This is a genomic window from Alcaligenes sp. SJTW-7 (assembly GCF_047716895.1).
Lineage (GTDB): Bacteria > Pseudomonadota > Gammaproteobacteria > Burkholderiales > Burkholderiaceae_B > Alcaligenes > Alcaligenes ammonioxydans.
In genome coordinates this window covers 571,069-597,595 of the sequence record NZ_CP136682.1, presented here as the reverse complement: position 1 = coordinate 597,595, position 26,527 = coordinate 571,069, and the positions used below count along the sequence as shown (strand labels likewise).

Annotated in this window: 17 protein-coding genes; 15 read left to right on the top strand and 2 right to left on the bottom strand. The window is 59.4% G+C overall.

Annotation, left to right across the window (positions count from 1 at the left end):
- Positions 1-110: 110 nt before the first annotated feature.
- On the top strand, positions 111-416 hold the full coding sequence (locus RSQ48_RS02585) for a helix-turn-helix domain-containing protein (RefSeq protein WP_071037998.1): 306 nt from the start codon (positions 111-113) through the stop codon (positions 414-416).
- Between the two features lie 37 nt (positions 417-453).
- Here the strand turns inward: RSQ48_RS02585 and RSQ48_RS02580 are convergent, their stop codons facing one another.
- Entirely contained in the window at positions 454-1,344 is an 891-nt protein-coding gene (locus RSQ48_RS02580; RefSeq protein WP_415302136.1) for a LysR family transcriptional regulator, read from the bottom strand.
- Positions 1,345-1,622: 278 nt separating this feature from the next.
- Here RSQ48_RS02580 and RSQ48_RS02575 point away from each other — a divergent pair, with 278 nt between their 5' ends.
- The 13 genes from RSQ48_RS02575 to RSQ48_RS02515 all read left to right on the top strand — a co-directional run bounded on the left by RSQ48_RS02575 (position 1,623) and on the right by RSQ48_RS02515 (position 23,630).
- Positions 1,623-2,537: a WYL domain-containing protein gene (locus tag RSQ48_RS02575; RefSeq protein WP_415302135.1), complete on the top strand. Its 915-nt coding sequence runs from the start codon at positions 1,623-1,625 to the stop codon at positions 2,535-2,537.
- A 4-nt stretch (positions 2,538-2,541) separates the two neighbouring features.
- Positions 2,542-3,066 carry a BREX-3 system P-loop-containing protein BrxF gene (gene brxF, locus RSQ48_RS02570; RefSeq protein ID WP_415302134.1) on the top strand — a complete coding sequence of 175 codons (525 nt, stop codon included), beginning with the start codon at positions 2,542-2,544 and terminating at the stop codon, positions 3,064-3,066.
- Positions 3,051-6,803, top strand: a complete 3,753-nt coding sequence (locus RSQ48_RS02565; RefSeq protein WP_415302133.1) for a DUF6079 family protein — start codon at positions 3,051-3,053, stop codon at positions 6,801-6,803. Before brxF ends, RSQ48_RS02565 begins: the two co-directional genes overlap by 16 nt.
- Positions 6,804-6,839: 36 nt before the next feature.
- Complete coding sequence (locus RSQ48_RS02560; RefSeq protein ID WP_022580054.1) at positions 6,840-8,210, top strand: SIR2 family protein; 1,371 nt, start codon at positions 6,840-6,842, stop codon at positions 8,208-8,210.
- The gene (locus RSQ48_RS02555; RefSeq protein WP_415302132.1) at positions 8,207-10,339 is read left to right on the top strand and encodes an ATP-binding protein; all 2,133 of its coding nucleotides are present in this window, start codon (positions 8,207-8,209) and stop codon (positions 10,337-10,339) included. Before RSQ48_RS02560 ends, RSQ48_RS02555 begins: the two co-directional genes overlap by 4 nt.
- Entirely contained in the window at positions 10,340-11,683 is a 1,344-nt protein-coding gene (locus tag RSQ48_RS02550) for a hypothetical protein (protein WP_415302131.1), read from the top strand.
- Positions 11,676-12,344 (top strand): hypothetical protein, encoded by a 669-nt coding sequence (locus RSQ48_RS02545; RefSeq protein WP_415302130.1) that lies wholly within the window; start codon positions 11,676-11,678, stop codon positions 12,342-12,344. Before RSQ48_RS02550 ends, RSQ48_RS02545 begins: the two co-directional genes overlap by 8 nt.
- Positions 12,328-15,168, top strand: coding sequence for a DNA methyltransferase (locus RSQ48_RS02540; RefSeq protein WP_415302129.1), 2,841 nt, complete (start codon positions 12,328-12,330; stop codon positions 15,166-15,168). The genes RSQ48_RS02545 and RSQ48_RS02540 overlap by 17 nt, the downstream gene beginning before the upstream one ends.
- Positions 15,169-15,190: 22 nt before the next feature.
- Complete coding sequence (locus RSQ48_RS02535) at positions 15,191-16,981, top strand: Fic family protein (RefSeq protein WP_415302128.1); 1,791 nt, start codon at positions 15,191-15,193, stop codon at positions 16,979-16,981.
- A complete protein-coding gene (locus tag RSQ48_RS02530) occupies positions 16,978-19,791 on the top strand; it encodes a DEAD/DEAH box helicase (protein ID WP_415302127.1) in 2,814 nt (937 codons plus the stop codon). The genes RSQ48_RS02535 and RSQ48_RS02530 overlap by 4 nt, the downstream gene beginning before the upstream one ends.
- Positions 19,788-21,830, top strand: coding sequence for a BREX-3 system phosphatase PglZ (pglZ, locus tag RSQ48_RS02525; protein WP_415302126.1), 2,043 nt, complete (start codon positions 19,788-19,790; stop codon positions 21,828-21,830). The genes RSQ48_RS02530 and pglZ overlap by 4 nt, the downstream gene beginning before the upstream one ends.
- Positions 21,827-22,549, top strand: a complete 723-nt coding sequence (locus tag RSQ48_RS02520; RefSeq protein ID WP_415302125.1) for a hypothetical protein — start codon at positions 21,827-21,829, stop codon at positions 22,547-22,549. Before pglZ ends, RSQ48_RS02520 begins: the two co-directional genes overlap by 4 nt.
- Before the next feature lie 67 nt (positions 22,550-22,616).
- Positions 22,617-23,630 (top strand): DUF4917 family protein, encoded by a 1,014-nt coding sequence (locus RSQ48_RS02515; RefSeq protein WP_415302124.1) that lies wholly within the window; start codon positions 22,617-22,619, stop codon positions 23,628-23,630.
- Between the two features lie 97 nt (positions 23,631-23,727).
- On the opposite strand, the gene mobH is transcribed toward RSQ48_RS02515, so the two are convergent.
- Complete coding sequence (gene mobH, locus RSQ48_RS02510) at positions 23,728-25,569, bottom strand: MobH family relaxase (protein ID WP_264838725.1); 1,842 nt, start codon at positions 25,567-25,569, stop codon at positions 23,728-23,730.
- A gap of 319 nt (positions 25,570-25,888) precedes the next feature.
- Between mobH and RSQ48_RS02505 the strand changes: the two genes are divergently transcribed.
- A complete protein-coding gene (locus RSQ48_RS02505) occupies positions 25,889-26,515 on the top strand; it encodes an integrase (protein WP_125283004.1) in 627 nt (208 codons plus the stop codon).
- The last annotated feature ends 12 nt before the right edge of the window (positions 26,516-26,527 follow it).

Sequence of the window (26,527 nt, the reverse complement as noted above, 5' to 3'; positions counted from 1 at the left end):
AGAAGCGACAAAGCAGGTCAAGGGCAAACCAGCATCATATTAAAGAGAGAACTTTAACGTCTATATGTTTAACGTGGTTAATTTAAGAGGATTGTTTGACGCTTCTGCCGATGCAGAAGCTTACTATTCAGCCAGGTCGTCCACCTGGCACACCCACCTATGAATCCGAACCAGCATTAGCTTTCGGGCGGGCCGTGCGCGCGGCCCGCGTCGCGCACGGCGTCGCTCAAGACGACTTTGCATTTCAGGCTGGAATATCGCGTTCACACATGGGCAAGATCGAACGCGGGGAGCATGTGCCGACGCTTCCCCTGATACTGAAAATTGCCGCCGCGCTCGGGATTAGCGCCAGCGAGTTGATGGCGGCGACTGAAAAGAACCTCAACTCTGGCAGTGAGCCGCAAGACTCGCCATAAACAGCCGCGAACTTCAGTCACAGCTCGTGCCGCCGCATCAATCGCCCGAGTGCTCGCGCAGGCGCGCAATGAACCGCTCCACCGATACCGGCAAATCCTCGCTGACGGGCCGCAGCAAGTAGGTCGTGATGATCGCGGAATCCATAGCCAGGGGACGGATCACCACATCGGGGCGCGGGCTCGCCGCGACCCTGGTTGCCGTGATGAAGCCAACGCCGTAGCCAGCACCGACCAGGGTGAGCATCATATCCAGCGAGGACACATGCTCGACAACGTCGGGCTCACGCTCCAACGGCCGCAGCAGCCGCGTCAGTTCGCGGTAGCAGCCTTCGCATGTCTGCGGGTCGCATAAGACCAGTGGGTAGCTCGCAAGCTGGTGCAGCGGAACGGCCTTGTGTGAAAGCAAAGGGTGCCGGGCAGGTACGGCGACCACCAGCGAGTCGTGCCAGAGTGGCTCGGTCAGGATGTCATCGCCGACCTCCGCCATGTGAGCAAACCCGATCGAGAAGTCGCCCGAGCGCAACCCGCGCAACTGCTCGGCCAGCGGCACTTCGGACAGGCGAATCTCGATCTCCGGCTCCTCCTCGCGGCAGCGGGCCAGGAGGGCCGACAGCCGGGGATCGATTGCGCCGTCGGACACTGCAATGCGAAGGCTTCCGCTCAGGCCCGCCGCGACCGCCTGAGCGTTCTCCTGAGCCTGCTTCAGCGCGGCGAACACCCTGCGCACGTCTTGCAGGAAAGTTGCGCCCGCCTCGGTAAGCACCGTACCTCGGCGGTTGCGCACGAAGAGCACCACGCCCAGATCGCCCTCAAGCTCCTTGATGGCGCGGGACAAGGGTGGCTGTTCGATATGAAGGCGCTCGGCGGCCCGTGTGAAGTGCAGCTCCTCTGCGAGAGCCACAAAGCAGCGAAGGTGTCGCAGTTCCATGGGCCATGCTCCTGTTCCCTATCAAGGATCTATTCGCACCAGTTTTCGTCCGCGATGGCCTGCTGGATGCACCCCCTTCCACGCCGTTCCTGGTGCGCTCCGCTGGGCTGATCGTCTACTCGTCCGTGTCAGATCACTCATTTGCGCCTCAAAAAATGGTTATCATAATGCAGCGCACTAGCAAACCCGCTTGGATTTATAAACGTCTTTTTAAGCAGCTCATATACTTTCTGCAGAAATCTGCATAAGCATTCGCTAACCCGAACGAGCCAACCAAGATGCCCCACGAACAGCTTGCCGATCTAACCCAGCCACAGCGTGACCGGCTCGCGTTCGTGGAGTTGCGCGTGCGCTTCATTGGGGAGATGCGCCGCCAGGACTTGGTCGCGCGGTTTGGTATCCAGTCCGCTGCTGCGTCCAGGGACCTGGCGCTGTACAAGGAAATCGCCCCCGGCAACATCGACTACGACGGCAAAGGCAAGTTCTACGTCCTCGGCCCGAGCTTCCAGCCGATCTTCACCTTCCCGCCCGAGCGGGTGTTGTCGTGGCTGACGCAGGGTTTTGGCGACGGTGAACCGATGCGCATCAAAGCCTGGGTGGCCAGCGAGAGCCCGTCCCGGCTCACCCACCCTGACCTGGACATCCTGGCGAGCGTGACTCGTGCCATCCACCACGAATGCCCGCTGGGTATCGAGTACCACTCCATCTCCAGTGGCCGCACCACACGCGAGATCGTCCCGTTCGCGTTGATCGACAACGGCCTGCGCTGGCACGTCCGCGCCTTCGACCGCAAATCGCAGGAGTTCCGGGATTTCGTCATCACCCGGATCAAGTGCCCTGTGGTGCGCAAGGGGCAGCCCGTGGCGCCCCACGAAATGAACGATCAGGACATTCAGTGGACCCGGATCGTCGAGCTGGAGCTGGTTCCTCACCCGGATCAGCCCCGGCCAGAAATCACCGAAATGGACTACGGCATGCAGGGTGGTGTGCTGCACATGAAGCTGCGCGCCGCCACCGCCGGATACATCCTGCGCAAATGGAGTGTGGACTGCTCCCCCGACCACAACCTGCGCGGCCCCGAATACCGGCTTTGGTTGAGGAACCACCTCGCCATCTATGGTGTGCGCAGTGCGGTGCTGGCGCCGGGTTACCGCTCCCCTGATCAACACCGGCTCGAAGCCGAGACGGACTGATGGGATGAGCATGCTCGCGAAACTGGAACGACTCATCGGCGAAATCGGCGACCTCAACAGCAAGTTGATCCTGCTGGTCGGCCCCAGCCGCAGTGGCAAGACCCAACTACTGCGCCAGCTCAGCGCCAAGCTCAACATCGAGCCGCTCAACGTTGGCCTGGAGCTGGGGCGCCGGCTGGCCGCTACGCCGAACAACAAGCGGGGTTTCTCTGCCGGCGAATTGCTGCGCGAGATTGCGCTGCTTGAACAATTCGGGGAACGAACCGAAACCCCGCTGCTGCTCGACAACCTGGAGTTGCTGTTCGAGCCCAGCTTGCAGATCAACCCGCTTGACCTCGTCAGGCGGCTGGCTCACGCCAGGCGTGTCGTGGCCGTCTGGCCTGGCGAGCTGCGCGGTGATCGGCTGATCTACGCCGACATGAGCCATCCAGAACATCGTGACTACAGCCAGGACGGTGTGGTCGTACTCGAAATTTGGCCGAATTTACGAAAACTGCGGGAAGAGAGAAGCATATGGGTACGAACATGAAATACGGAGATTTGATCCAGTTTGAGCAGATCGAGTCAGTCATTCAACTGCTCGATGCCGGACGCCCGGACGAAGCCAAGAAGCTCGTCGCGACCTATGTCATCTCCGACGACATGGCCGAGCGAATCTCCAAGCTCATGGTTCCCCAGCTCAGTTTCGAGGATTCGGTCGATCACAAGGGCGTGCTGATCGTCGGCAACTACGGCACCGGTAAATCGCACTTGATGTCGGTGCTGTCGCTGGTGGCAGAAGACGCCGCTTATGCGCCGATGATTCGCCACCCCAAGGTCGCCGAGGCGGTTGCCTCCATCGCCGGGAAATTCAAAGTTCTTCGCATCGAGGTGGGCGGTCTGGAAATGCCGCTGCGCCAGGTCATCACCCAGCAGCTTGAGCGCTTCCTCGACAAACTGGGCGTCAGCTACAGCTTCCCGCCGGCAGATCAAGAACTCAACAACAAAGAGTCTCTTGAAGAAATGATGGCCGCTTTCCATGAGGTCTACCCAGACCAGGGCCTGCTGCTGGTGGTCGATGAGTTCCTGGAATACCTGCAATCGCGCAAGGACAACGAACTGATTCGCGACTTGGCCATCCTGCGGCAGATCGGCGAAATCACCAAACATCTCAAGTTCCGCTTCGTGGCCGGCGTGCAGGAAGCCATCTTCGACAGCGTGCGCTTCCAGCACGTTGCCGACAGCATGCGCCGGGTCAACGAGCGCTTCACCCAAATCCTCATCGACCGCCAGGACGTCAGCTTCGTCGTCTCCGCGCGCCTGCTTAAGAAGACTGCCGACCAGCAGAACAAGATCCGCGAATACCTCACGCCGTTCGCCAAGTTCTACGGCTCCATGAACGAGCGCATGGACGAGTACGTGCGACTGTTCCCTGTGCACCCGGACTACCTGAAGACCTTCGAGCAGATCCACTTCACCGAGAAGCGCGGCGCGCTCAAGACCATCGAGGCCGCCATGCTGGCCATCCTCGACCAGGAAGTGCCCGCCGACAAGCCGCTGTTCATCAGCTACGAAAGTTTCTGGAACACCATCAAGGCCAACTCGGTCTTGCGCGCCGACCCGAACATCAAGGAAGTGATGCGCGTGTCCGAAGTGCTGGAGTCCCGCGTGCAGCAGGCTTTCACGCGCCCGGCCTACAAGCCGATGGCACTGCGCGTCATCAATGCGTTGGCCGTCCACCGCTTGACCACCGGTGGCGACATCCACATTCCGATCGGCTCCACCGCCGCCGAGCTGCGCGACGCCCTGTGTCTGTTCCAGCCGGGCGTGGAGGACATGCCGGGCGACCCCGCCGAGAACCTGCTGTCGATGGTGCAAACCGTGATGCGGGAAGTGCTGAAGACCGTCAACGGCCAGTTCATCTCCAGGGCACCCGATACGGAGCAGTACTACCTCGATCTCAAGAAAGACATCGACTACGACGCGCAGATCGAAAAGCGCGCCGAAGCCCTGTCCGACGACGCGCTGGATCGTGCCTACTACAGCGCCGTCAAAGCGCTGATGGAGTGCAGCGACGACCTGCGTTACCCCGGCTTCCAGATCTGGCAGTACCAGCTCGAATGGCAAGAACGCCGTGTCGAGCGCATGGGCTACCTGTTCTTCGGCGCCCCGAATGATCGGCCTACGGCCCAGCCCGAACGCGATTTCTACGTCTACTTCATCCAACCCTTCGACAAACCGAAGTTCGCCGACAACAACCTGTCGGATGAGGTCTTCTTCCGCCTCACCGGGCTGGACGACGATCTCAAGCGGCACCTGTCGTCCTACGCAGCGGCGCTCGATCTGGCATCCACCGCCAGTGGCGGCGCCAAGGCCATCTACCTGTCCAAGGCACAGGATTTCCTGCGCGCCATGAGCAAGTGGCTGCAGGAAAAGCAGATGACCGCCTTCGAGGTCACCTACCAGGGCAAGAAAAAGAACCTGCAGGACTGGGCCAAAGGCGTGTCGCTGCGTGACCGGGCGCGCCTCGGTGCGGACGAGCGCATCAACTTTCGTGACGTGGTGAACGTCATTTCGGGCCTGGTACTGGGCCAGCGTTTCGGCGATCTCGCGCCGGAATACCCCAGCTTTTCCGTGCTGGTCACCGAGACCAACCGCAAGCAACTGATCGGCAACGCATTGCGCGCTCTGGCTGGCGGCACGCGCACCAAGGATGCCGCGGCCATGCTCGATGCGCTGGAACTGCTCGATGGCGACCGCGTCGATCCGGCCAACTCCCGCTACGCGCAGGAAGTGCTGAGCCGGCTCAAAGCCAAGGGCCACGGCCAGGTGCTCAACCGCAACGAGCTGTTGTCAGGCTCGTCCGACATTGAGTATTTCGCCCCGATCAAGTACCGGCTGGAACCCGACCTGCTGGTCACCGTGCTGGGCGGGCTGGTCTATTCCGGTGACATCGTGCTGTCGATCACCGGCGACAAGATCGACTCCGGCAAGCTGACCCAACTGGCAGAACGCTCACTGGAGGAACTCAAAGCTTTCAAGCACATCGAGGCGCCCAAGGAGATCAACCTCGCCGTGCTGCGCGCCTTGTTCGAGTTGTTCGATCTGCCGTCTGGCTTGGCGCAGAAGGCCAGCCAGGGCGACATTGAACCGGTTATCAAACTGCAGGAGAAAGTCAGCGCTCTGGTGCCGCGCGTGCTCAAGGCCGGCTCCGATCTGCAGCAAGGCAAGCTCGGTTTCTGGGGCCAGAACCTACTGCGTGAGGAAGAAGCCAAGGACTGGTACGCCCGGCTCGATTCGCTGAAGAAGTTCACCGAGTCGCTGACACCCTACAACACCGTCGGCAAACTCAAGAACCTGCGCGTCACCGAGGAAGACCTGGACGGCCAGAAAAAGAATCTGGAAATCCTGGCTGCAGTAGAACGTCTGCTCGAACTGGTGGCGGAGCTGGGCAGCACGGCGTCCTACCTCTCGCAGGCCGAGATGGTGTTGCCCGCCGAGCACCCGTGGCTGAAACAGGCTGAAGCCGCCCGCAAGGCCATCTTCGAGAAGATCAGCCAGGACCGCAGCGCCGAGCACGCCGCCCTGATCCTGGGTAATGGCCGGCAAACGCTGGCCCAGCTCAAGAAGGACTACATCACCGCCTACATCGCCAGCCACAGCAAGGCACGGCTCGGCGTGGCCGAAGACAAGACCCGCAACGCCCTGCGTCGCGACGAGCGTCTGCTGGCACTGCGCGTATTGGCCGGCGTGTCGTTGATGCCCACCAGCCAGCTCACCGCCTTCGAGGAATCGCTCAATGGCCTCAAGAGCTGCTCTTCGCTGGATGAGCCGACCCTGGTCACGGCCGCCGTCTGCCCGCACTGCCAGTTCCGCCCGGCTGCCGAGCAACTGGAGCTGCTGCCTGCCGCCAACCGCCTGCACAAGCTGGACGATGACCTGGATGCGTTGCTGGCCAACTGGCAGCAGACCCTGCTGGAAAACCTGGAAGACCCGTTCACCCAGGACAGCCTAGGCCTGTTGCCCGCAGTAAGCAAAAAGCTGATCGACGCCTTCCTGACCTCACGCAAGCTGCCGGAGCCCTTGACCCAAGAGTTCGCCAACGCCGTGCAAGAGGCCCTGTCGGGGCTGGAGAAGATCGCGGTCAAGAATGAGGAGATCAAGCAGGCACTGCTGCAAGGCGGATCGCCGGCTACGCCGGATGAGCTTCGTAAGCGCTTCGATGCCTTCATGAACGAGCGCTGCAAGGGCAAGGACGCCACCAAGCTGCGCTTCGTGATCGAGTGATGCCATGACTCTGCAAACGAACAGGAAACTGCTGCCATGAGCAACACACTGAAAGTCAGGGACGACCACGCCCCTATCTGCTTCGAAGCAAGCGCCGAGGATGCCGGCAAGTTCAAGCTTTGCGAAGGGGCAGAAGCCGCCTGGCTAACTCAGAGCCAAACTTTCGACATCAAGGCGTTGCGAAGCCGTGTCGAGCCCTGGCTGACCGCCTTATTTCAGTCGGAGCATCTTTCGCTGCTTGCTGGCTCAGGATTGACCCATGCCGTGCACCATCTGGCGACAGGAAAGCCCGCTGCCGGAATGAACGAAGTCACCCTGACCATCTACGAGGATGCAATCAGGAAAGCGGCGAAAGAAGCCGCCCAAAGATCAGGTCGGGAAACAGGCAATCTGGAAGACCAGCTTCGCGCCGCCAACGAATTGCTGCGAGGGCTAGAGATACTGGGCAATTCAGCAGAAGCCGAAACGCTGCTGACTGAGCTGACCAGCACGCTGGAAGACTTCTCCAAGTCCATCCTCGAAAGCGAAGCTGGGATTGCCAGGGCAGATGAAGACAAACGTGAGCAAGCGCTCAATGTGCTGGTCACATTCCTGATGAGCTTCGCCAGCCGCACCGGCGTGCGCGACCGGCTGAATATCTTCACCACCAACTACGACCGACTGATCGAAGCTGGTGCCGAACTGGCCGGGCTGCATCTGCTGGACCGCTTCCTCGGCAACCTCATGCCGATCTTTCGTTCATCACGGCTGGATCTGGACATGCACTACAACCCGCCAGGCATTCGTGGTGAACCGCGCTACCTGGAGGGAGTAGCCCGCTTTACCAAGCTGCACGGCTCGGTGGATTGGGTGCAGGTTGATAGGGATATCCGCCGCGTCGGGCTGCCCTTCGGCGCCGACGATGTCGCGCCCTATCTGCAAGCGCCTGGGCTTAACGGTGCCAGTGCTCACAAGCTGATGATCTACCCCAATGCCGCCAAGGACCGGGAGACTTCGGATCACCCCTACGTGGAGCTGTTCCGAGACCTCGCCGCAGCGGTGTGCCGCCCTAACAGCACGCTGATTACCTATGGCTACAGCTTTGGTGACGAGCACATCAACCGCGTCATCCGCGACATGCTCACAGTGCCGTCCACCCATCTGGTCATCATTGCCTATAACGATCCGCTTGGCCGCATCATGCAGACCTATCGAGAGTTGGGACGCCCCTCGCAGATCAGCCTGCTGATCGGCCCCGCTCTGGCTGATTTGCAAATCCTGACCGAAAACTTCCTGCCCAAGGCTGCTATCGACAAAACCACCTTCCGCATGAGCGAACTGCTTAAGCAGCGGTTCGGCACCGAAGCCCATCCAGGCCCAGCAGCAGCGAAACCTGGTAGCGATTTTGACGGGGCAGACCTGGTATGAGCTTCTCGCCCCTGGCCTACGCCGACTCACTGCGTATCGGCAGCATCGACTTTGTCTCACCCGACGAAATTAAGGTTCTGCTGGACATCGAAGCACCCGACAACCTCGCGCTGAACACAGGCACTCCACGGCCGTTCCCGCGTATCAATGGTTATGTCCTCGTGCCTAGTGAGACAGGCTATCTGGTCGCACAGGTGGAGTGGATCACCATCGAGCGGTCTCAGTACCCCAAGCGGAAGGGCATGCAGGATTTCGGCCTGGTTGATTTGCCTTATCCGCTGCGCAAGATGAGCCTCAACCCGCTGGGAGGCCTCGCTTACGAGGGTCAGATTGCTGGAAAGGAACGCTATTCCTTCCGGCGTGGTGTGGAAGCCTACCCGACGGTAGGTGACCCCGTACTGCTACCCACCCAAACCCAGCTACGCGCCATCGTCGAATCCGGCGATAACCGCCGGGTGAAAATCGGCGTCAGTCCGCTGGCCGCCAATGCAGAGGTCAAGATCGACCCTGATCGCCTGTTCGGTCGTCATCTGGCCGTGCTGGGCAACACCGGCAGTGGCAAATCCTGCTCAGTCGCCGGTTTGATCCGCTGGTCGATGGAAGAAGCCCGCAAAGCACGCGGCGGAGCAGACCCCAATGCCCGCTTCATTGTGCTCGACCCCAACGGCGAATACGCCAAGGCATTTGATGGTTTGGGGAAAGTGCGCGTATTCGCTGTCGAGCCGAAGCCTGACAGTGGCATTGAGCAGCTACAGGTGCCGCTTTGGTTCTGGAACAGCGCTGAGTGGAGTGCGTTTACTCAAGCCAGCGAACGTGCCCAACGACCACTGCTTCGGCGCGCTCTACGCGAAATGCGCAGTGGCGCTGACGTCACAGAAGATCCGGTTTTTATATTACGAAGAAAAATTAGCTCAATACTGATCACGCTTAAAGCTCAAGTCAGGAATGGCGAAAACTATGAAGGCTGGAAGTTTGGCCCCAAGCTCCCTGTATTCATAGAGGACCTGGAGGCATATTCACGCGAGTTCTCTGATCACAGTGACAGCATTGAGTACCTGCGCGATCAAATGCAGGCATTACTCAACCGGCCTCAGCAGACTTACCGAAAGCAAAATGGGCAAACCGGGTATAACGATTTTCCTGCCACAGCAGTGGAAGTCGTTATATCCAACCTTCAAGGCTATCTGAATAGCATTGGTGGCATCGTCTACCAGGCTGGCCCTAATGAAGATGCACCTTTGAGTTTTAACGGTGCACAATTTGCGGATCACTTGGAAAGTTTGGCCAGCCAGGAAAACAACGCGCAGTTTTTTGATTACCTGATTATGCGTATCCGCACTATGTTGTCGGACACAAGGATCAGCCGAATAACTACAGCTTCAGATCAGGTAAGTTTGCAGGACTGGCTGGCCAACATCATCGGCGACAACCAAGCGTCCAACGGCACGGTAACTGTCATCGACCTATCGCTGGTGCCCGCTGAGGTGGTGCACATCGTCACCGCCGTTATTGCTCGTATGACGATGGAATCCATGCAGCGCTACCGCAAGCTCAACCACGGCAAAACGCTGCCTACCGTTCTGGTGATGGAAGAAGCGCATACATTTATCAAACGCTACCAGGACGATGCTGAGAACCAGAACTCAGCCGCCATTTGTTGTCAGGTATTCGAGAAAATTGCCCGCGAAGGCCGCAAGTTCGGATTGGGTTTGGTGCTGTCATCCCAGCGCCCCAGCGAGTTGTCGCCTACAGTGCTGTCTCAATGCAACAGCTACCTGCTGCACCGCATCAGCAATGACCGTGACCAGGAATTGGTGCACAAGCTGGTTCCTGACAACCTGCGTGGCCTGCTGCGCGATCTTCCTTCGCTACCTTCGCGCCACGCCATCCTGCTGGGCTGGGCCTCTGAGTTGCCCGTGCTGGTGCAGATGAATGCCTTGCCTGAAGGCCAACGGCCAAAATCCGATGACCCGGACTTCTGGGCGGTATGGTCGGGCAAGAAGGAGAACGAAACAGGCGAGATCGAAGCTGTCGAGCGCACCGTGGATTGGACAGCGATTGCAGAGGACTGGCAACAAATAGCACCTGCTCCAGACAAGGAAGCATCGGATGAAGGCGGAGCTTCCTAGATGGCCAAGGCAAGCGGCTTCGCCGTATCCCTCTCGAAGGATCGGATGGACACATTCCTTGAATGTGTAGCCGAGGAGCACGCGTTTGCTGAGCCTGTCGCTGACTTTCAGCACAGCCGAACTACACCATTGGTCTGCTTTGTCGTCAACGCAGGAAAATTGACGCATATCGGCCTGGGGCGTCGTGGCGTGCGCGCTGGTACGGGGTTGAGTCGCTTGAATATCGACAAAGTCGAAGAACTCGCCGAACCGCTGTCTGTGCGGAAACTGCTGAATCGTCTGCCCAAGCGCAATGTCGCATCCGTGCGCAATCGGTTTCAGTCGGGCGGCTTGTTGACCGAAAAGGGCTTCTCCGCTGTCGTTGAAACCATTCGCCAGATCGCCCCCCAAGCCAGCACCCTGCTGGATCGGTTCAGTCAGTCACGAACAGAACGCATCCGGCGGTTGTCAGCCAAGGCCAGAGACAGCTTGGCCCAGCAAAAAGAAGCGCTGCTTACGGCGCTGTCGATAGCTGGCCTGAGCCGCGACCCTGTTCAGGAATGGACGCCATTGGACGAAACACCGGTGTCTTTTCTCGACGGCCTGCCCCGCGTTCGGCTGCGCGAAGACCCGATGGTGGTCAACGACTTGCAAAACCTGCCCGGTTTCGAGGTGATCAAAACCTACCCCTACGGCGCGGCAGTCTTCGAGTCCGAGGCGACGTCGGAACGCCTCACTGTCATTCTCGCCAACCGCCTGCCGCTCGAAGAACAAACTGGCACCGACCTCATCTACTTCAACGAAACCTACCAAAGTTTTGTCATGGTTCAGTACAAGGCGATGGAGCGTGAGGATCGGCGCGTTGGGCCAGTCGAAGCGGTCTATCGCTTGCCCAACGCGCAATTGAAGGAAGAAATCGACCGCATGGATACCGTGCTCAGCGCACTGAGGGCCTGTGCGCCAAACACCGGCATTGGCGGATTCCGCCTGTCCGAGAACCCGTTCTTCCTCAAGCTCTGCTCCAGATTGGTATTCAACCCGGATGACGTGGGCCTTGTGCCCGGCATGTACCTGCCGCTGGACTACTGGAAGCTGTTGGAAAGCGACCCCGGCATCCAGGGGCCGAAAGGTGGCCTGCGGATCACCTATGACAACGCGCAGCGCCATTTCGACAACACCGCGTTCACCACCGTAGTGTCCAAGGCTTGGGTTGGCACGACGCCCAGCCAGTCGCAGGTGCTTCAGGATGTGATTCGGGCAACTCTGGAAACGGGTAAAGCGGTAGCCATTGCGATCAAGCCGAAAAAGCCCGACGAACCCCGAGAAGATGATCAAGAAGTAGAAGAGGAAACACTCAATGAATGATGTCACCTCATTGATGACGCCAGCGAACTTGCCAGAATGGTTGACGCTGGCCAACGTCCTGTTGACCGCGATGTTCGCCGGGCTCACGTTTTTTATCCTGCGTGCCAACCGCGCAGCAGTTGGTGCAATGCGTGAGCAGATAGAAGATCAGAATCGCCCGTTTGTCGCCGTGACTGCGCAGGTGCGCATGGGCACACCTGTTATCCAGTTGCTGATCAAGAATGTGGGACGCTCGCCTGCGCAGAATTTTCGGCTACGCCTGGATCGAGATTTTTTTCAGTTTGGCGAGCGAGTTGATCGTCGCAACCTCGCCAAGCAATCTGCCTTTTCGCAATCTATCGACTGCCTGCCGCCAATGTCGGAGCTGCTGTTCGATCTTGGAATGGGCTTCGAGATATTTGCAAGTAGAGCTGATCTGGCGATTTGTCCGCATACGTTCCAAGTGTCAGCCGAATACGAGTATGGGAAAAACAAGTACAGCGAAAAGACCCACGTAGATCTCCGCCCCTATATCGGCACCAGCGTGCCCAAGCATCCTGTGGTGGAAGAGCTGGAACGGGTTCGGCAGTCCATTGACAAACTGACCGCCACAATCAAGCAGTCTGCGAGCGCGGTAATCAAGGCCCAAAGCACCGAGGAAAAAAATGATCGATCTATTTAGCACTTCACAACAAAATTCTGGCCCAGTTGAATGTCTCGGGCAGACGTTCCCGAGCGATGAGGTTCGCCGCGAGCATTACTTGAAGCTGCTTGCCGAGAAACTCAAGGATCCCGAGTTCCGGAAGATCGAAGGGTTTCCTATCGGCTCGGATGAAGACATCCTGGCGCTGTCTGATCCACCGTACTACACGGCATGCCCAAACCCGTTCATTGAGAATTTCATCCGGCACTACGGAAAATCATACGACTCGTCCGTCCCATATCTCAGAGAGCCATTCTTTGCAGATGTGAGTGAGGGAAAATACGATCCGCTCTATAAGCTCCATCCGTATCACACCAAAGTTCCGCATAGAGCGATCATGCGCTACATCCTTCAGTACACCGAACCGGGTGATTTAGTCCAGGATGCGTTTGCGGGCAGTGGTGCAACCGGCGTCGCAGCTCAACTTTGCGGAAACAAGGCTGTTGTTGAGTCTCTTGGATACAAAGTCGACTCAAATGGCGTTGTTTATAGAGAAGAAATTGTCGATGGAAAGGAATCGTGGCTTCCGTTTTCAAAAATTGGCGCAAGAAAGGCCATATTGAGCGACCTATCTCCAGTCGCAGGATTTATTTCATATATTTACAACACCCCTTCTGACCCTATTTCATTTCAGCACGATGCTCAGAGAATACTCCGTGCAACTGAGGACAAGTATGGATGGATGTTTCAAACCGCGCATAGCCCGACTAACGATCAGATTCAGCTTGCCGTAGAGGAGATAAACTCCAAAGACACCCCCAATCTAGGGAAATTTTGTGCGGTCGGAAGAGTCAATTACACGGTCTGGTCCGATGTATTCACATGCCCGGAATGCGCTGGCGATGTTGTGTTTTGGAATACCGCTGTTGATATAGAAGGAGGGAAGGTTAATGATCAATTTAGCTGCCCTTCATGCGCCGCGTCACTTACGAAGCGCTCAATGGAAAGAAAGTGGCAAAAAATGATGGACCCCTACCTTGGGCATATAGTTGAGCAGGCTGTTCAGGTGCCAGTAATGATCAACTACAAGGTAGGCAAAAAAAGATTCCAAAAAATCCCTGATCAAGCTGACGTTGCCCTGATTCTAAAAACGGAGTCGCTACGGGCAGGTGAATGGTGCCCAACTTTTCCGTTGCCGACTGGTTTTAATACCCGGCAACCAATTGAGTCGCATGGATTGACTCATATTCATCATTTCTATACGGGAAGAAATCGTATCGCATTGGCGGCGTTTAATGCTTTGTGCGAGCACCCGCTACTAAAGTCACTGGTGACAACCGTCGCTTTTCGTATAACAAAAAGATATGGCTTGACTTATCAAGCAGGCACTTGGGGTGCGGGAGGCGGACCGACTAACGGAACTCTATATATTCCATCTCTTGTCAAAGAGTTGAATATGTTTGAGATGCTAGACAACGCTGTCTCAAAAAGCGAATCAAAAACGGATATTAATGAGCTGAATGCAATATTGTCCACGCAATCAACGCAGGGGCTGAAGCTGCCGCCCAATTCAATTGACTATGCGTTCATAGATCCGCCTTTTGGCGCCAACATCATGTACTCGGAGTTAAATGCGCTCTGGGAGGGTTGGATTGGTGCACTGACTGATACCAAGGCGGAAGCAATCGAAAGTAAAGCACAGTCGAAATCACTGAACGACTATAGAAAAATGATGGCTGATGCATTAATAAACGTCTATGAGGCACTTAAGCCCGGCCGCTGGGTTACCATCGAATTCTCAAATACGCAAGCAAGTGTTTGGAATGCAATTCAAACGTCGTTACAGGAAGCCGGGTTCGTAGTTGCCAACGTCGCGGCTCTTGATAAGCAGAAGGGAAGCTTTAAGGCCATAACAACAACAACGGCGGTAAAGCAAGATTTGGTTATTTCTGCATACAAGCCGAATGGCGGCCTTGAAGATCGATTCTCCCAGTCCGGAGGAACTGAGGAATCTGTTTGGGATTTTGTTCGTACGCATTTGAAATACCTCCCTGTCGTCAAGGCAAAGCGAGATGAACTGGAGTTCATCGCAGAGCGTGATCCAAGGATTATTTTTGATCGCATGGTGGCATGGTTTGTCCGGCACAACGCACCTGTTCCAATGTCAACACACGAGTTTCAGTCGGGTCTCTATCAGCGGTTTGTAGAACGGGATGGAATGATCTTTTTGCCTGATCAGGTCACCGAGTACGACAAGAAGCGTATGCAAGTCGCTATTGCACCGCAAATGGAGATGTTCGTTTCCGACGAGCGCAGCGCGATTGATTGGCTAACCGATTTCTTGAAGCGTCGCCCGTCAACCTACCAAGAGGTCCACACCGACTTCATCAGTCAGCTCGGAGCGGGCTGGAAGAAGCACGAATCGAAGCCGGAACTCGCCGCCCTGCTCGAAGACAACTTCATTCAGTACGATGGCACAGGTGATGTGCCAAGCCAGATCCATAGCTACCTCTCGACCAACCACAAGGATTTGCGCGGTTTGGAGAAGAACAGTCCAGCCCTTGTGGCGAAAGCCAAGGAGCGTTGGTACGTTCCCGACCCGAACAAAGCCCAAGACCTGGAGAAAAAACGCGAGAAGGCCCTGCTCAAGGAGTTCGATCAGTACCGGGCATTCACGGGGCGACGCCTGAAGGAGTTCCGCCTGGAAGCGCTGCGGGCTGGTTTCAGAACGGCATGGGGCAATAAAGACTATCAGACGATCATCGACATTGCGGCCAAAGTGCCCGACGCTGCGCTGCAAGAGGACGAAAAGCTGCTGACGCTGTACGACCTCGCCCTGACCCGTACCGAGGACGGTATCTGATGACACCTCGCGGAGCCGCTCGATGAATCAAGATGAACTGCTGGCACGACTCAACGGCATCGAATGGAACGATTTCGAGTGCAAGAAGGCCCAGCGTGCCGTGCCGGAAGATGCCTACAAAACCGTTTCAGCCTTTGCCAATACGGCAGGCGGCTGGCTGGTGTTTGGTGTCAGTGAGGTCAATGGCCGGTTGGAAGTGACCGGCGTTGAAGAGCCGGACAAGGTTCAGAATGATTTTCTGGCGGTACTGCGTGGTGGGCAGAAACTGAATCGGGTGATCAGGGTAACGCCCCATCGCTTTGAACTGGACGGCAAGCATGTGTTTGCCTTCCACATCCCGGAAATGCCGCGCCTGGAGAAGCCGGTTTACCTCAAGGGCGACCCGCGCCAGAGTTATTTGCGACGTGGCGCGGGCGACGAACAGTTCACCCAAAGCGAACTGGAGCGTTTTTTACGTGACGCGGCACAAGAGCGGTATGACGGCACGGTGCTGACCGAGCTTGCTGCGGACACCTGCTTCGATCTGGATACCGTCAAGTGGTATCAGGCCCAGTTTGCACGGCGTAACCCGGAGCATGCCGAGATCACCGACCCGATTGCCTTCCTGCTGAACTGGAATTTCGTGGTCGAGCAAGGCGGCAAGCTGCACCCCACCCGCGCAGGCGTGCTGCTATTTGGCACGGGGCGTTTTGTGCGCCAAATTCTGCCCAGGCCGGTGCTGGACTATCAGCGCATCGACACGGCTTTTGAGCAGTGGTCTGCCGAGCAGCGCTGGCATGACCGCTATGTATTCGAGGAGAACGTCTTTCAGACCTGGCAGGGCCTGGTGGCGCGCTACATGCGCATTGCCGAACATCCGTTCTCGCTCGATCCGGCCACCCTGCGCCGCAACGATGATCCGCCCGACTATGTGGCTTTCCGTGAAGCCGCCATCAACCTGCTGATCCACCAGGACTACGGCGACCACGGGCGCAAGGCATCGATCAAGCTATTTACCGACCGCACGGTGTTCTGGAACCCCGGCGATGCCTTCGCTACAGAAGCCGAGTTGTTGGACCCCACTGAAAAGGAAGTGCGCAACCCTGCCATCGTGAAGGCATTCCGGCGCATTGGCCTGTCAGATCAGGCCGGCACCGGTATTCGCGCCATTTTCCGTAACTGGCATGAGCTGGGGCGCACCCCACCCCAGTTGAAGAACGACAAGGCGCGCAAGGATTTTGAGCTGGTGCTGGTAAACAAGCCCCTGGTCACCGAGGCCATGCAGCGCTTGCGCCAAACCCTAGGGGCGAGCTTGACGCCCGAGCAAGCGGATGTGCTGGCTTTGTCGCTGTCGCTGCCAGATGGGGAACCGCTCACCCTCACGGCAATCCGCAGCCTGGGTATCAGCACCACCCAGCAAGCCCGCGCGGTGGCCGACCATCTGGTGCGGCAGCAGTTGCTCGATCCGCTCAGCGATACCCAGTTTCAGGCCCGCGAGGCGATTCGTCAGCGCTTTGCCCAAGAGGCGCAAGCGCAGGCCAGGGATCAAGCCGGGGCCAAGTCGGGACCAAGTCGGGACCAAGTCGGGCCTAAGTTGGGACTCAGTGCCGAGCAACACAGGTTGTTGGCTCAGATGACCGATGAACACGATGTGGCAACCTTGATGCAGTGGGTCGGTCGCAGCAACAGGAGCAAGTTCCGCGAGGTGGTGTTGACGCCTTTGCTGGCATTGGAACTGGTCGAAATGACCATCCCGGACAAGCCTAACAGCAGCAAACAACGCTATCGCCTGACTGCGCAAGGCAGAGCGCTGCGCGATGAGGTGGGCCAATGACGCAAGCCGGGCGCGACTTCACCGTCGGCAATTGGTGCTGGTTCACCCGGCAGGCATCGCCGTGCCGGGTGATCGAGCGGCAAGACGTGTGGGGCGAGGTGGCCTACCGCGTGTGGCTACCCGCCAAGGACGCGGTGGTACGTGCACGGGCGGTTGACCTGGCCGCGCTGGAAAGCGTGCGCCCGAGTGTGGAGCAGATTCTGCACACCACAGCCGCCGCCAAGTTGCTGGATGCACTGGAGGACAACCTGCTGTTGGCGCCGATCCAGTCCAGCGTGGTGCCGCTGCCGCACCAGCTCTACGCACTGAACCGCGCCATCAGCCGCGACCGTATCCGCTACCTGCTGGCCGATGAGGTGGGCCTGGGCAAGACCATTGAGGCCGGTTTGGTGCTGCGCGAGTTGAAATTGCGTGGCCGCGTGAAGCGCATCCTGGTGGTGGCGCCCAAGGGGCTGGTACGCCAGTGGCAGGCGGAAATGCGCCTGCACTTTGGCGAGACGTTTCAGTTCATCGAGCCGTCCGAGCTGGCGGCCTTCCGCCAGTGGCGCAGCGGCGGCGCGGGCGAGGAAGAGAACCTGTGGCGCATGCACGACCAGGTGATTTGCTCGCTGGACTCGGTCAAACCCATGGAAAGTCGGCGAGGCTGGAGCCTGGAGCAACTCAACACCTACAACCGCGAGCGCTTCGAGGACCTGATCTCGGCGTCGTGGGATCTGGTCATCATCGACGAAGCCCACCGCATGGGCGGCAGCACCGAGCAGGTGGCCCGCTACAAGCTGGGCGCAGCGCTGGCTGAAGCCTCGCCCTATCTCTTGCTGCTGTCGGCCACGCCGCACCAGGGCAAGACCGACCAGTTCATGCGGCTGATGCAGTTGCTGGATCGAGAAGCCTTCCCGGACGAGGGCAGCGTCAACCGTGAGCGGGTGCGGCCTTTCGTGATTCGCACCGAAAAGCGCGCATCGATCAACGCCGAAGGCCAGCCGCTGTTCAAGCCGCGCGTGACCCGGCTGCAGGCGGTCGCCTGGCAGGCCCGGCACGGCGCGCAACAGCGCCTGTATGAGGCGGTGACCGACTATGTGCGCCACGGCTACAACCAGGCCATGGCGGCCAAGCAGCGCCACATCGGCTTTTTGATGATCCTGATGCAGCGGCTGGTGACATCCAGCACTGCGGCCATCCGCACCACGCTGGAGAAGCGCCAGGCCCTGCTCGATGCGCCGCAGCCGCAGGCCAACCTGTTTGAGCACACCAGCACCGACGAATGGGCAGACCTCGACGGCCAGTCTCAGGTGGATCTGGCCATGCAGTCCAGTGGCTGGGAGCTGGAGAAGTCCGAAGTTGAGATGCTGCTGGAGCTGGCCCGCGAAACCGAGGCCGCCGGCACCGACGCCAAGGCCGAAGCGCTGCTGGAGCTGATCTACAAGCTGCAGCAAGAGGAAGGCGACCCGGCGTTGAAGGTGCTGATCTTCACCGAGTTTGTACCCACCCAAGCCATGCTGGCCGAGTTCCTGGAAAGCCGTGGTTTCTCGGTGACTACGCTTAACGGCAGCATGGATCTGGAAGCGCGCACGCGGGCACAACAGGTGTTCTCCAAGGATGTGCGCGTGCTGATTTCGACGGACGCCGGTGGTGAGGGTCTGAACCTGCAGTTCTGCCATGTCATCGTCAATTTCGACATGCCGTGGAACCCCATGCGGATCGAACAGCGCATTGGCCGGGTGGACCGTATCGGCCAGAAGCATGTGGTCCGCGCCATCAACTTCGTGCTTGAAGACACGGTGGAGCACCGGGTGCGCCAGGTGCTGGAAGAAAAACTGGAGGTCATCGCGCAGGAGTTCGGCGTCGATAAGGCGGCCGACGTGATGGACTCGGTCGAAGCCGACCCGATCTTCGACGAGCTGTTCGTGCATGGCTTGCAGAACCCGGAAGCCATCGAGCAGGAGTGCGACGCGGTGGTGTCGCAGTTGCGCTCAACGTTGGCAGAGTCCCAGAACAACAGTGACCTGCTCACCACCGAGCACGATCTGGACGTCGAGGATGCCCGCAAGTGGCTCGATCACCCGGCGCAGTTCTGGCTGGAACGGGCCATCATCAACGGGCTGGCTGCGCGCGGCGGCTCGGCAACGAAGGCTGGCAAGGCGTGGCAAGTGAAGTGGGCGGACGGCAGCGAGTCGGCCCAGGCCTGTTTTGACGCGCGCACGGCGGATGAGAACCCGGAGTTGGAATGGGTCACCATGGAAGACCCGCGCGCTCGGGCAGTGATCAGCGAGCTGCCGCGCTTTGTCGCCGGGCAGCCGCTGCCGGTGATCCGCGCGACGGGTTTGCCGGATTCGGTGCGCGGCATCTGGTCGCTGTGGGAAATCAGCCTGGCGGCAGAAGGCCTGAGCCGCAAGCGCTTCCTGCCGGTGTTCATCAACGAAGAAGGCCGCCCCTTCGTGCCGACTGCCAAGCGCGTGTGGGATTTGCTGCTGACTGAATCTGTAGACGTGCACGCCGTGACCTGTGCCGAAGCGTCTGCGAAGTGGTTTGAAGCATCCCATGCAGCGGCCAGTACCCAGGGTGAGCGAATCTTCACCGAGCTGCTGACCGAACACCGCGCCCGGTTGAAGGAAGAACGCGAACGAGCGCTGTATGCCTTCGAGGCCCGGAGCCAGGCCATTGGGCGAATCGGCCTGCCCGCCGTGCGCGAGCACCGCCGCAAGCGGCTGCAACAGGAACACGATGCACGCATGGCCGCCCTGGACGACATGGAGGCCAGCGTGCCGGATTTGAACGCCGTGATGATGGTGCGCGTCGGAGGTGAGGCATGAGCCTTTGGACGGAACGCATCCTGAGTCACTTCACGGTCGATCTCACCCGGCTGTGGGTGGCCTGCGACCCCGACGACGTGCTGTTGGACAAAAAGCTGCTAAGCGAACTGCGCAGCCGAGGCTTCGAGCTGATGCTGTACGAAGACCCATTCGCCTTCCGTGCGGAGTACGAGGAGCGCTACCGCGCAGCATGGGATCGGGGGGAGCAGGGGCCAGCGCCTTCGTTGGTTCTGCATTTGCGCAGTGCCGATGCGAATGCCTTGCCGTGGGACATCGTGCATCACGGGCGCGTGGTTCGGCTCAGTCTTGCTGAGATTTTCCCCAGGCTGGCATACAGCGCGGTACAGCAAGTCGAGCCGGAGCATTTTGCCGGGCTGTTTCATGCCCACCAGACCGAATTGCAGTCTGCGCGCGGCGAGAACGAATCGAAGGACTTCATCCTTGAACACGTCTACCAGCTTGCGCCCAGGTCTATCCGTAACCCGGTGGACTTCTGGCGCGAACTGCTGCGGATGCACTTTGCCAACCGCTCGTTGCCGCCCCTGTTCGCCCAGCACGCGGCAAGCATCATCCAGGGCAAGGGATTATTCGCAGACCTGCCCGTCGCCACCTGGCTGACTTCCAAGAGTGCGTTGCTGCGCGTGGTGCAGGATGCGTGGTATCGCTACCTGACGACCCTGGGACTTGATGGCACGCGTACAGGGGAGCCACCACCACCCGCTTATGTTGAGAAAGACGGCATCGCCAAGATCGAGATTCCGTTCGACCACTCCGATGTGCAGGTGCTGGTCGATTCCATGTTTCTCGACGGCAGCTTGCATCCGCTGGCGGTGCACAGTGTTCCGGCGAGGATGCCGAGCTGGATCAAGGCTGGCATTGTTCAGGACCCGGCGGCGTTGCAGGCTTTGGTACTCAAAGGCATCGATGGTCTGATCGAGACGACGCCAACGGCAGCCTCTTCGCACAAGGACTGGAGCGAATTCGCCAAGCGTTACGGTGAAATCCTGGCCCGCATGCAGGGCCTGCCGGGCACCGAAGGCAGCGCGAGCCTGCCGGTCTTGTCTCAACAGATCGGAGAGCGGATCAAGACCTTGCAGGCGCAATCTGACGAGCGTCTGCAAGCCTGGGTCGCGGCCAAGCATTACGCCGACCTGATCCTGCAGCCGGTGAGCAAAGGCCCGGTAATGGTGCACCACGTGCCGCGCTTCTTGCGCCATCGGCGATCCGCAGGGGAAACCAAGCTCGCTTTGCTGGTTTTCGACGGGCTGGCCTTTGACCAGTGGGTGCAGATCCGCGAGCGGCTGATTGCCACCACAAAACGCTTCGCATTTGACGAGGGAACCGCGTTCGCATGGCTGCCGACGGTGACATCGGTGTCACGCCAGGCGCTGTTCTCCGGCCTGAAGCCGCGTGAGTTCGAGGACTCCATCGACCGAACGGACAAAGAGGAATCCTTGTGGAAGACGTTTTGGCAGAACGAAGGCGTCAACTCGAATGAGGTGATGTATCGACGCGCACTGCGCCAAGTCAGTCAGCTCGATGCACTGGAAGTCGATTTGATCGACCGGCGGCCGAAGGTCGTGGGCCTGGTCATCGATGAGGTGGATGAGCGGCTCCACAAGGAACGATCCAAGAAAGACGTGGCGATGTGGATCGGCAACTGGCTGACGACCGGTTTCGTTGACCGGCTGTTTTCGATGCTGCTGGACAAGGGGTATCACATCTACCTCACGGCGGATCACGGCAATGTGGAGTCCACCGGCGTCGGCAGACCCAACCAGGGCGTGATTGCCGAGACGCGCGGCGAGCGCGTGCGGGTGTATCGGAGTGAGCCATTGCTGGCCGACTCCGCAGCGGCCTATCCCAACACGGTCAAGTTGGACGTCGCAGGCCTTCCCGCGAATTTCATGCCCCTGTTCGCAGGCGGACGAACCGCCTTTGTGCCGGAGGGCGACCAGGTGGTGGTCCACGGCGGGGTGTCGGTCGAAGAACTGATCGTGCCCTTTGTGAAAGTCAGTTATGTGATAGGTACCGAATGAATTCATCAGCCCCAAAAATAGGCTTTGATCGGTTCATTCAGCTTGATTGGGCGGCTGCGGCACTGAATATACGTGCAGGCGTGGCTGGGCTAGATGATCTGAATGCACTGCTCGATGCAGCCGAGCTTGGCGTGGAAGCCAAGAAGAAAACGCGTACCGTGTTGAATCGGCTGTGGCTGGAGCCGCGTGCCGAACTGGTCGAATACGCCGATCGCGGCGTGGCCATCCACAAGACGCAGCCGGACATTCCCGTCTCAGCACTGTGCTGGGGCATGTCCGTGGCGACCTACCCGTTCTTTGGCAAGGTGGCCGAGCTGGTGGGCCGCCTGTCCGCTATCCAGGGCGACTGCGCAGCCGCCGAAGTGCATCGGCGCATGAGCGAAACCTATGGGGAGCGCGAAGGCACCCGACGCATGACCAACATGGTGATTCAGAGTCAGGCGAGCTGGGGCGCGGTGGAACGGGTCGAGAAAGGCAAGCGGGTCATTCGCCTGCCACAGACGGGCATCGACAACGATGCACTCACGGTTTGGCTGATCGAAGCTGTCGTGCGCTACGCCGGCAAGCCGGTTTCAGTGCCCAGCCTGCAGTCGCTGCCCGTGCTGTTCCCGTTCAACTTGACGCGGCCTTTGGCTTACTTGGTGGCGAACAGCCCGAGCCTCACCCTCCGGTCGGAAGGACCGAGTAACCAGTTTGTCGCGTTGCGAGGCACGATTTGATGTGAGCGGCTTGCAGCTGAGACTCTGCGTGCCAGACCACGCGATGAAGACGGGTACATGAAAGAACATGGACAGAATCGAAATCGACACTTGGGCAAGCATCAGCGCGGAAAGTTGGAGCTCCCTCCTTCTGGGCAACGGCGCCAGCATCGCCATCCACAAGGAGTTTGCATATCCAACACTTCACAGCGTTGCCGACGCAAAAGGGTTGCTCGCAACCACTGCGCCAATATTCACCAAGCTCGGGACGACTGACTTTGAGCATGTGTTGCTCGCATGCTGGTATGCGGAGCACGTCAACGCCGCCCTGGGATCACCGTCTGCCGACATCTCTGCGGCTTATGCGGAAGTGCGCACGGCATTGGTCGAAGCTGTGCACAGTGTGCATCCGATACATGCCGATGTCGCCGCCGACCTACAACGGATGGGTGCGTTTGCCAGCGTTTTTCCGACCGTCGTTAGCCTGAACTACGATCTCACCCTGTACTGGGCCATGCTGCTGTTCAATGCGGCAAATGGCAGCTGGTTCAAGGATGCGTTCCACGGCGGCGAGTTCCAGACAGACTGGGAATATCTGCGGCGGCCCTATGGGCCTGCTGGAGGAGCAACATTGGTTTTCTATCCTCACGGCAGTCTTGCGGTTGCGCGTAACTACCTTGGTGATGAGACAAAGCTCGCAGTTGGGGCAGGATCTGCAGGTGACTTGCTTGACACGATCACCCGCAGGTGGGCGTCCGGGCACTATGTGCCGGTGTTCGTTAGCGAGGGAACCAGTCAGCAGAAGGTCGCTGCGATCCGCCGGAGTCACTATCTGACGAATGTGTATGAGGAGGTGCTGCCGGCGCTCGGGGAGGGTCTGGTCGTCTATGGCTGGAGCTTTGACGAACGAGACCAACATGTGCTTGATGCCATCGCGGCGAATAAGCCAAAGCGAATGGCCGTCTCGGTTTTCACTGGTCAGCCAGATGGAGATCAGCAAGCGTTCTGCCACCAAGTTCTGAAGGCTGCTGGCCGATCCTTGCCTGCCACAGATGTGACGTTCTTCGATTCGCGAAGCCCAGGTTGCTGGAACAATCCATGACCTGCTTAGCGATGAGCCTCAGCCGAGCGAATCTCGCGCAGGGGCCGGTGTGCAGATGGCGGCAGCCACGAGCAATTGCACAGGAAGTTCGCGTAAATTATGCCAGCTTCAAGAATGGGTTATTTGCAGGCGCATCACTGAATATCGAGCTGGGTTCGAGAAGCAGGTAGCCATGTAGCTTCCGTGATTTTCTGGGGCCAGTGACTTCGCATGTCCAGATGTTCAACCCGCTGGATTGCTTGCGATGCAATTGCAGCCGCTCGAAGCGCTTCTGCACCCACTGCCAATCCTGCAGGCTCTCCTGCCTGGCCAGTTTGCCTACCTGCGGATGTTCCTGCGCATAGCGCTGAAATACGCCCGGGCTGACCAGGTAGGCGGTGTCGCTCACGGTATGCACTAGCGCTTTCGCATCGTTGATGATGAGTCGCCGCGTGGCGATGCCCTGTTTCAGCCACGCCATGAAGTGCTCGCCGGATGGCTGTGCCGTCGAGGACGTGAAGGCCGGCCGCGAAGGCGCAGCGGCGGCCAAGGTCGGTAGGGGCGTATCGGAAAGAACGATGGGTGTTTCGTCCGGGGCGGTTTCCACATCTTGATCGGTGGTTGGCGAATTTCCCGTTCCCGCCATCGCCAGTATGTCCTCCATGACGTCGGGGCTGGCCGGGGCCTTGGATGGAGGGGCCGATGCGATGCCACTACCTTCCGCTGGCGGAGCGTTTTGGTTCTCCAAAGCGGACGTCGCGCCGTCCGCAGAAAGGATGGCCGCTACCTCGGCATCTTCACCTGCGGGGGGCGTGTCGATCGTCACCGTCCCGGCAAAGAGCACCGGTCGCTCACCAGATTCCCAGATCAGCGCGGGTGCCAGCCGTAGCAACGTAAACGAGTGGATCCAGCCGGTGGAACTGGTCACGGTAGCGCGCCAGATCGCCTTGCCGTCTGCTGTGGGCTGCAACATGCCGTGATCCTGCAGCACGTTGAACACGGCGGTGTTGTTCGCAGGAATACCGTCAATGCCCTGGGATAGCAGATGCGCCCGAAGCTTGTCCGAGACCGTCTTGCTGACCAGCCACAAACCATCCTCGGTGAGCCAGCCATCGGAGGCTTCGGGCTGGTTCAGCTTCAACTCCTCCTTGAGCAGGTAACGCAGTCCGTCGAGCAGCTTGCGTTGCAGCGCGTGCTTGGGCGCGGCCATGGCGCGTGTGGGGTCGCCGCCCAGTTCCTGGGCCACGGAAGCACGGTCGGCCTGCACCACCAATTCGCCCAGCACCCCGGCGTGCTCGTACTGCCCGGCCAGAACGTAGAGCAGTGACGCCCACAGCGACGGATAGCAGCTGAGCCAGTCCAGGACTTCGAGGTCAAGCAGTTGCCGGTAGAGCAAGCCTGTCGCGGCGCTGTGGAGCCGGTACTCGCGATCGTCACGATAGCGGAAGCGGTATGGCTGGTGCAGCGGGCCGTGCCACGGGTGCCAAGTGCTGCCGTCGGCCTGTTCGACGTGCAGATCGACGGCGATCTTGCCGATGTCGTGCAGCAGTGCGGCGTAGGCGACGGCAGCAGTCCAGGCCTCGGCTTGCGCGGCCTGATCCTCTGGGTTGGCGCCGATGGGCAGCAGATGAGACTGCCGCAGCCTCAGGCTGTAGGCGACGATTTCCAGCCCGTGGTCGAGCATGCCGCCTGGGTAAGCGTGGTGATGCGCTTCGGAGGCAGGGAAAGCCTGAACCAGCTCGGCATAACGTTCCAGCGGCGCGCGGTACAGCGCGGCGAACTGCTTGCGCGAGAGCGAGGTGCGCTGCCAGATGTGTTCCAGCAGCTTCTGCCGGCGCGGTGTCGCCAGCAGCGATGCGGCCGATTCCGGCCAGATCAGCCCTTTCGGGAGGTCGGTGGTGGGTGCTGGCGATGGAGCGGCAGCGACCGGAGGCCGTTTCCGCTGGAACAGAGAGAGCATGTGGGTGTCCTGGTGGCGGGCCAAGCGGGAGGCCTTTTCGCCTTTTCGGGTAGGGCCTTTCCCCTTGCACCCCATTCCCTTGCCATTTCGGCCCTTTGGCCTTCAACCGTTTCGGTATAGCGGGGCGCGGATTGCGGCTCCAGCGTCAATGTGGAACCCGCTCGAATGGATTGAACGGCGACCCGGCGCTGGCCTCGGCCTATGCTGCGGGAACGCTGCTTCCGCCAGGTAGGTTGCTTTCACTCCGGGCGTCTAAGTTGACAAATGCGACAAGGGCGACTAGAGTGAATCCTGTCTCAAACCTACTTGGGAGATGACCATGCCCACTGCCATTGAATTCATTGCCGACCGTCTGCCGCGCGTCACGGTGAAGGATGTGCGTCGCTTCGCGGATACCGTCGAAATCCGGGACGCCAAGGCGTTTGCGGCCGAGTTGCAGGCGTTCGTCCACGAGCGTGTGGAAGCGGTAAAACTGCCCGCCAACCTGGAGGGTGAGACGGTGGAGCAGGCCCTTGCACGCAAGGCGGCCGCGCTGCGTGCCGAAACGCGCTGGGCACCGAGTAAAACCGACGTCCAGCGTGGCCGCGCCGTGCTGCTGGAAACCTTCAACCAGCCACACAATCTGCCGATCCCCGAGTTCGCCAAACTGGCGGACAAGTCCCGCCAGCAGATCTACAAGGACATCGTTGCCCGTCGGCTGCTGGCGCTGAACGTGGGGCCGCGCGGTCAGAAGCTGCCCGACTGGCAACTCGACCCGGTGAAGCAGCAGTTGACCCAAACCGTACTTCAGGAGGTCGAGGGCATCGACCACTGGACGATCTACCGCGCACTGTCCGAACCGCTCGAAGGCTTGGGCGGTCGCTCGCCGCTGGATGCGGTGACGCATGGCACGATCGACGACGTGGCCGAGGCGGTGTTCAACGTGCTGGGCGTCCAGGTGCATTGAAGTGAAACCGTC

What these genes read in the sequence shown, in the direction of transcription:
- RSQ48_RS02555 (WP_415302132.1), top strand. Translation starts at nt 8,207, where the DNA reads ATGAGCTTCTCGCCCCTGGCCTACGCCGACTCACTGCGTATCGGCAGC.
- RSQ48_RS02530 (WP_415302127.1), top strand. Translation starts at nt 16,978, where the DNA reads ATGACGCAAGCCGGGCGCGACTTCACCGTCGGCAATTGGTGCTGGTTC.
- RSQ48_RS02520 (WP_415302125.1), top strand. Translation starts at nt 21,827, where the DNA reads ATGAATTCATCAGCCCCAAAAATAGGCTTTGATCGGTTCATTCAGCTT.
- RSQ48_RS02580 (WP_415302136.1), bottom strand. Translation starts at nt 1,344, where the DNA reads ATGGAACTGCGACACCTTCGCTGCTTTGTGGCTCTCGCAGAGGAGCTG.
- pglZ (WP_415302126.1), top strand. Translation starts at nt 19,788, where the DNA reads ATGAGCCTTTGGACGGAACGCATCCTGAGTCACTTCACGGTCGATCTC.
- brxF (WP_415302134.1), top strand. Translation starts at nt 2,542, where the DNA reads ATGAGCATGCTCGCGAAACTGGAACGACTCATCGGCGAAATCGGCGAC.
- RSQ48_RS02585 (WP_071037998.1), top strand. Translation starts at nt 111, where the DNA reads ATGCAGAAGCTTACTATTCAGCCAGGTCGTCCACCTGGCACACCCACC.
- RSQ48_RS02575 (WP_415302135.1), top strand. Translation starts at nt 1,623, where the DNA reads ATGCCCCACGAACAGCTTGCCGATCTAACCCAGCCACAGCGTGACCGG.
- RSQ48_RS02565 (WP_415302133.1), top strand. Translation starts at nt 3,051, where the DNA reads ATGGGTACGAACATGAAATACGGAGATTTGATCCAGTTTGAGCAGATC.
- RSQ48_RS02515 (WP_415302124.1), top strand. Translation starts at nt 22,617, where the DNA reads ATGGACAGAATCGAAATCGACACTTGGGCAAGCATCAGCGCGGAAAGT.
- RSQ48_RS02505 (WP_125283004.1), top strand. Translation starts at nt 25,889, where the DNA reads ATGCCCACTGCCATTGAATTCATTGCCGACCGTCTGCCGCGCGTCACG.
- RSQ48_RS02545 (WP_415302130.1), top strand. Translation starts at nt 11,676, where the DNA reads ATGAATGATGTCACCTCATTGATGACGCCAGCGAACTTGCCAGAATGG.
- RSQ48_RS02535 (WP_415302128.1), top strand. Translation starts at nt 15,191, where the DNA reads ATGAATCAAGATGAACTGCTGGCACGACTCAACGGCATCGAATGGAAC.
- mobH (WP_264838725.1), bottom strand. Translation starts at nt 25,569, where the DNA reads ATGCTCTCTCTGTTCCAGCGGAAACGGCCTCCGGTCGCTGCCGCTCCA.
- RSQ48_RS02550 (WP_415302131.1), top strand. Translation starts at nt 10,340, where the DNA reads ATGGCCAAGGCAAGCGGCTTCGCCGTATCCCTCTCGAAGGATCGGATG.
- RSQ48_RS02540 (WP_415302129.1), top strand. Translation starts at nt 12,328, where the DNA reads ATGATCGATCTATTTAGCACTTCACAACAAAATTCTGGCCCAGTTGAA.
- RSQ48_RS02560 (WP_022580054.1), top strand. Translation starts at nt 6,840, where the DNA reads ATGAGCAACACACTGAAAGTCAGGGACGACCACGCCCCTATCTGCTTC.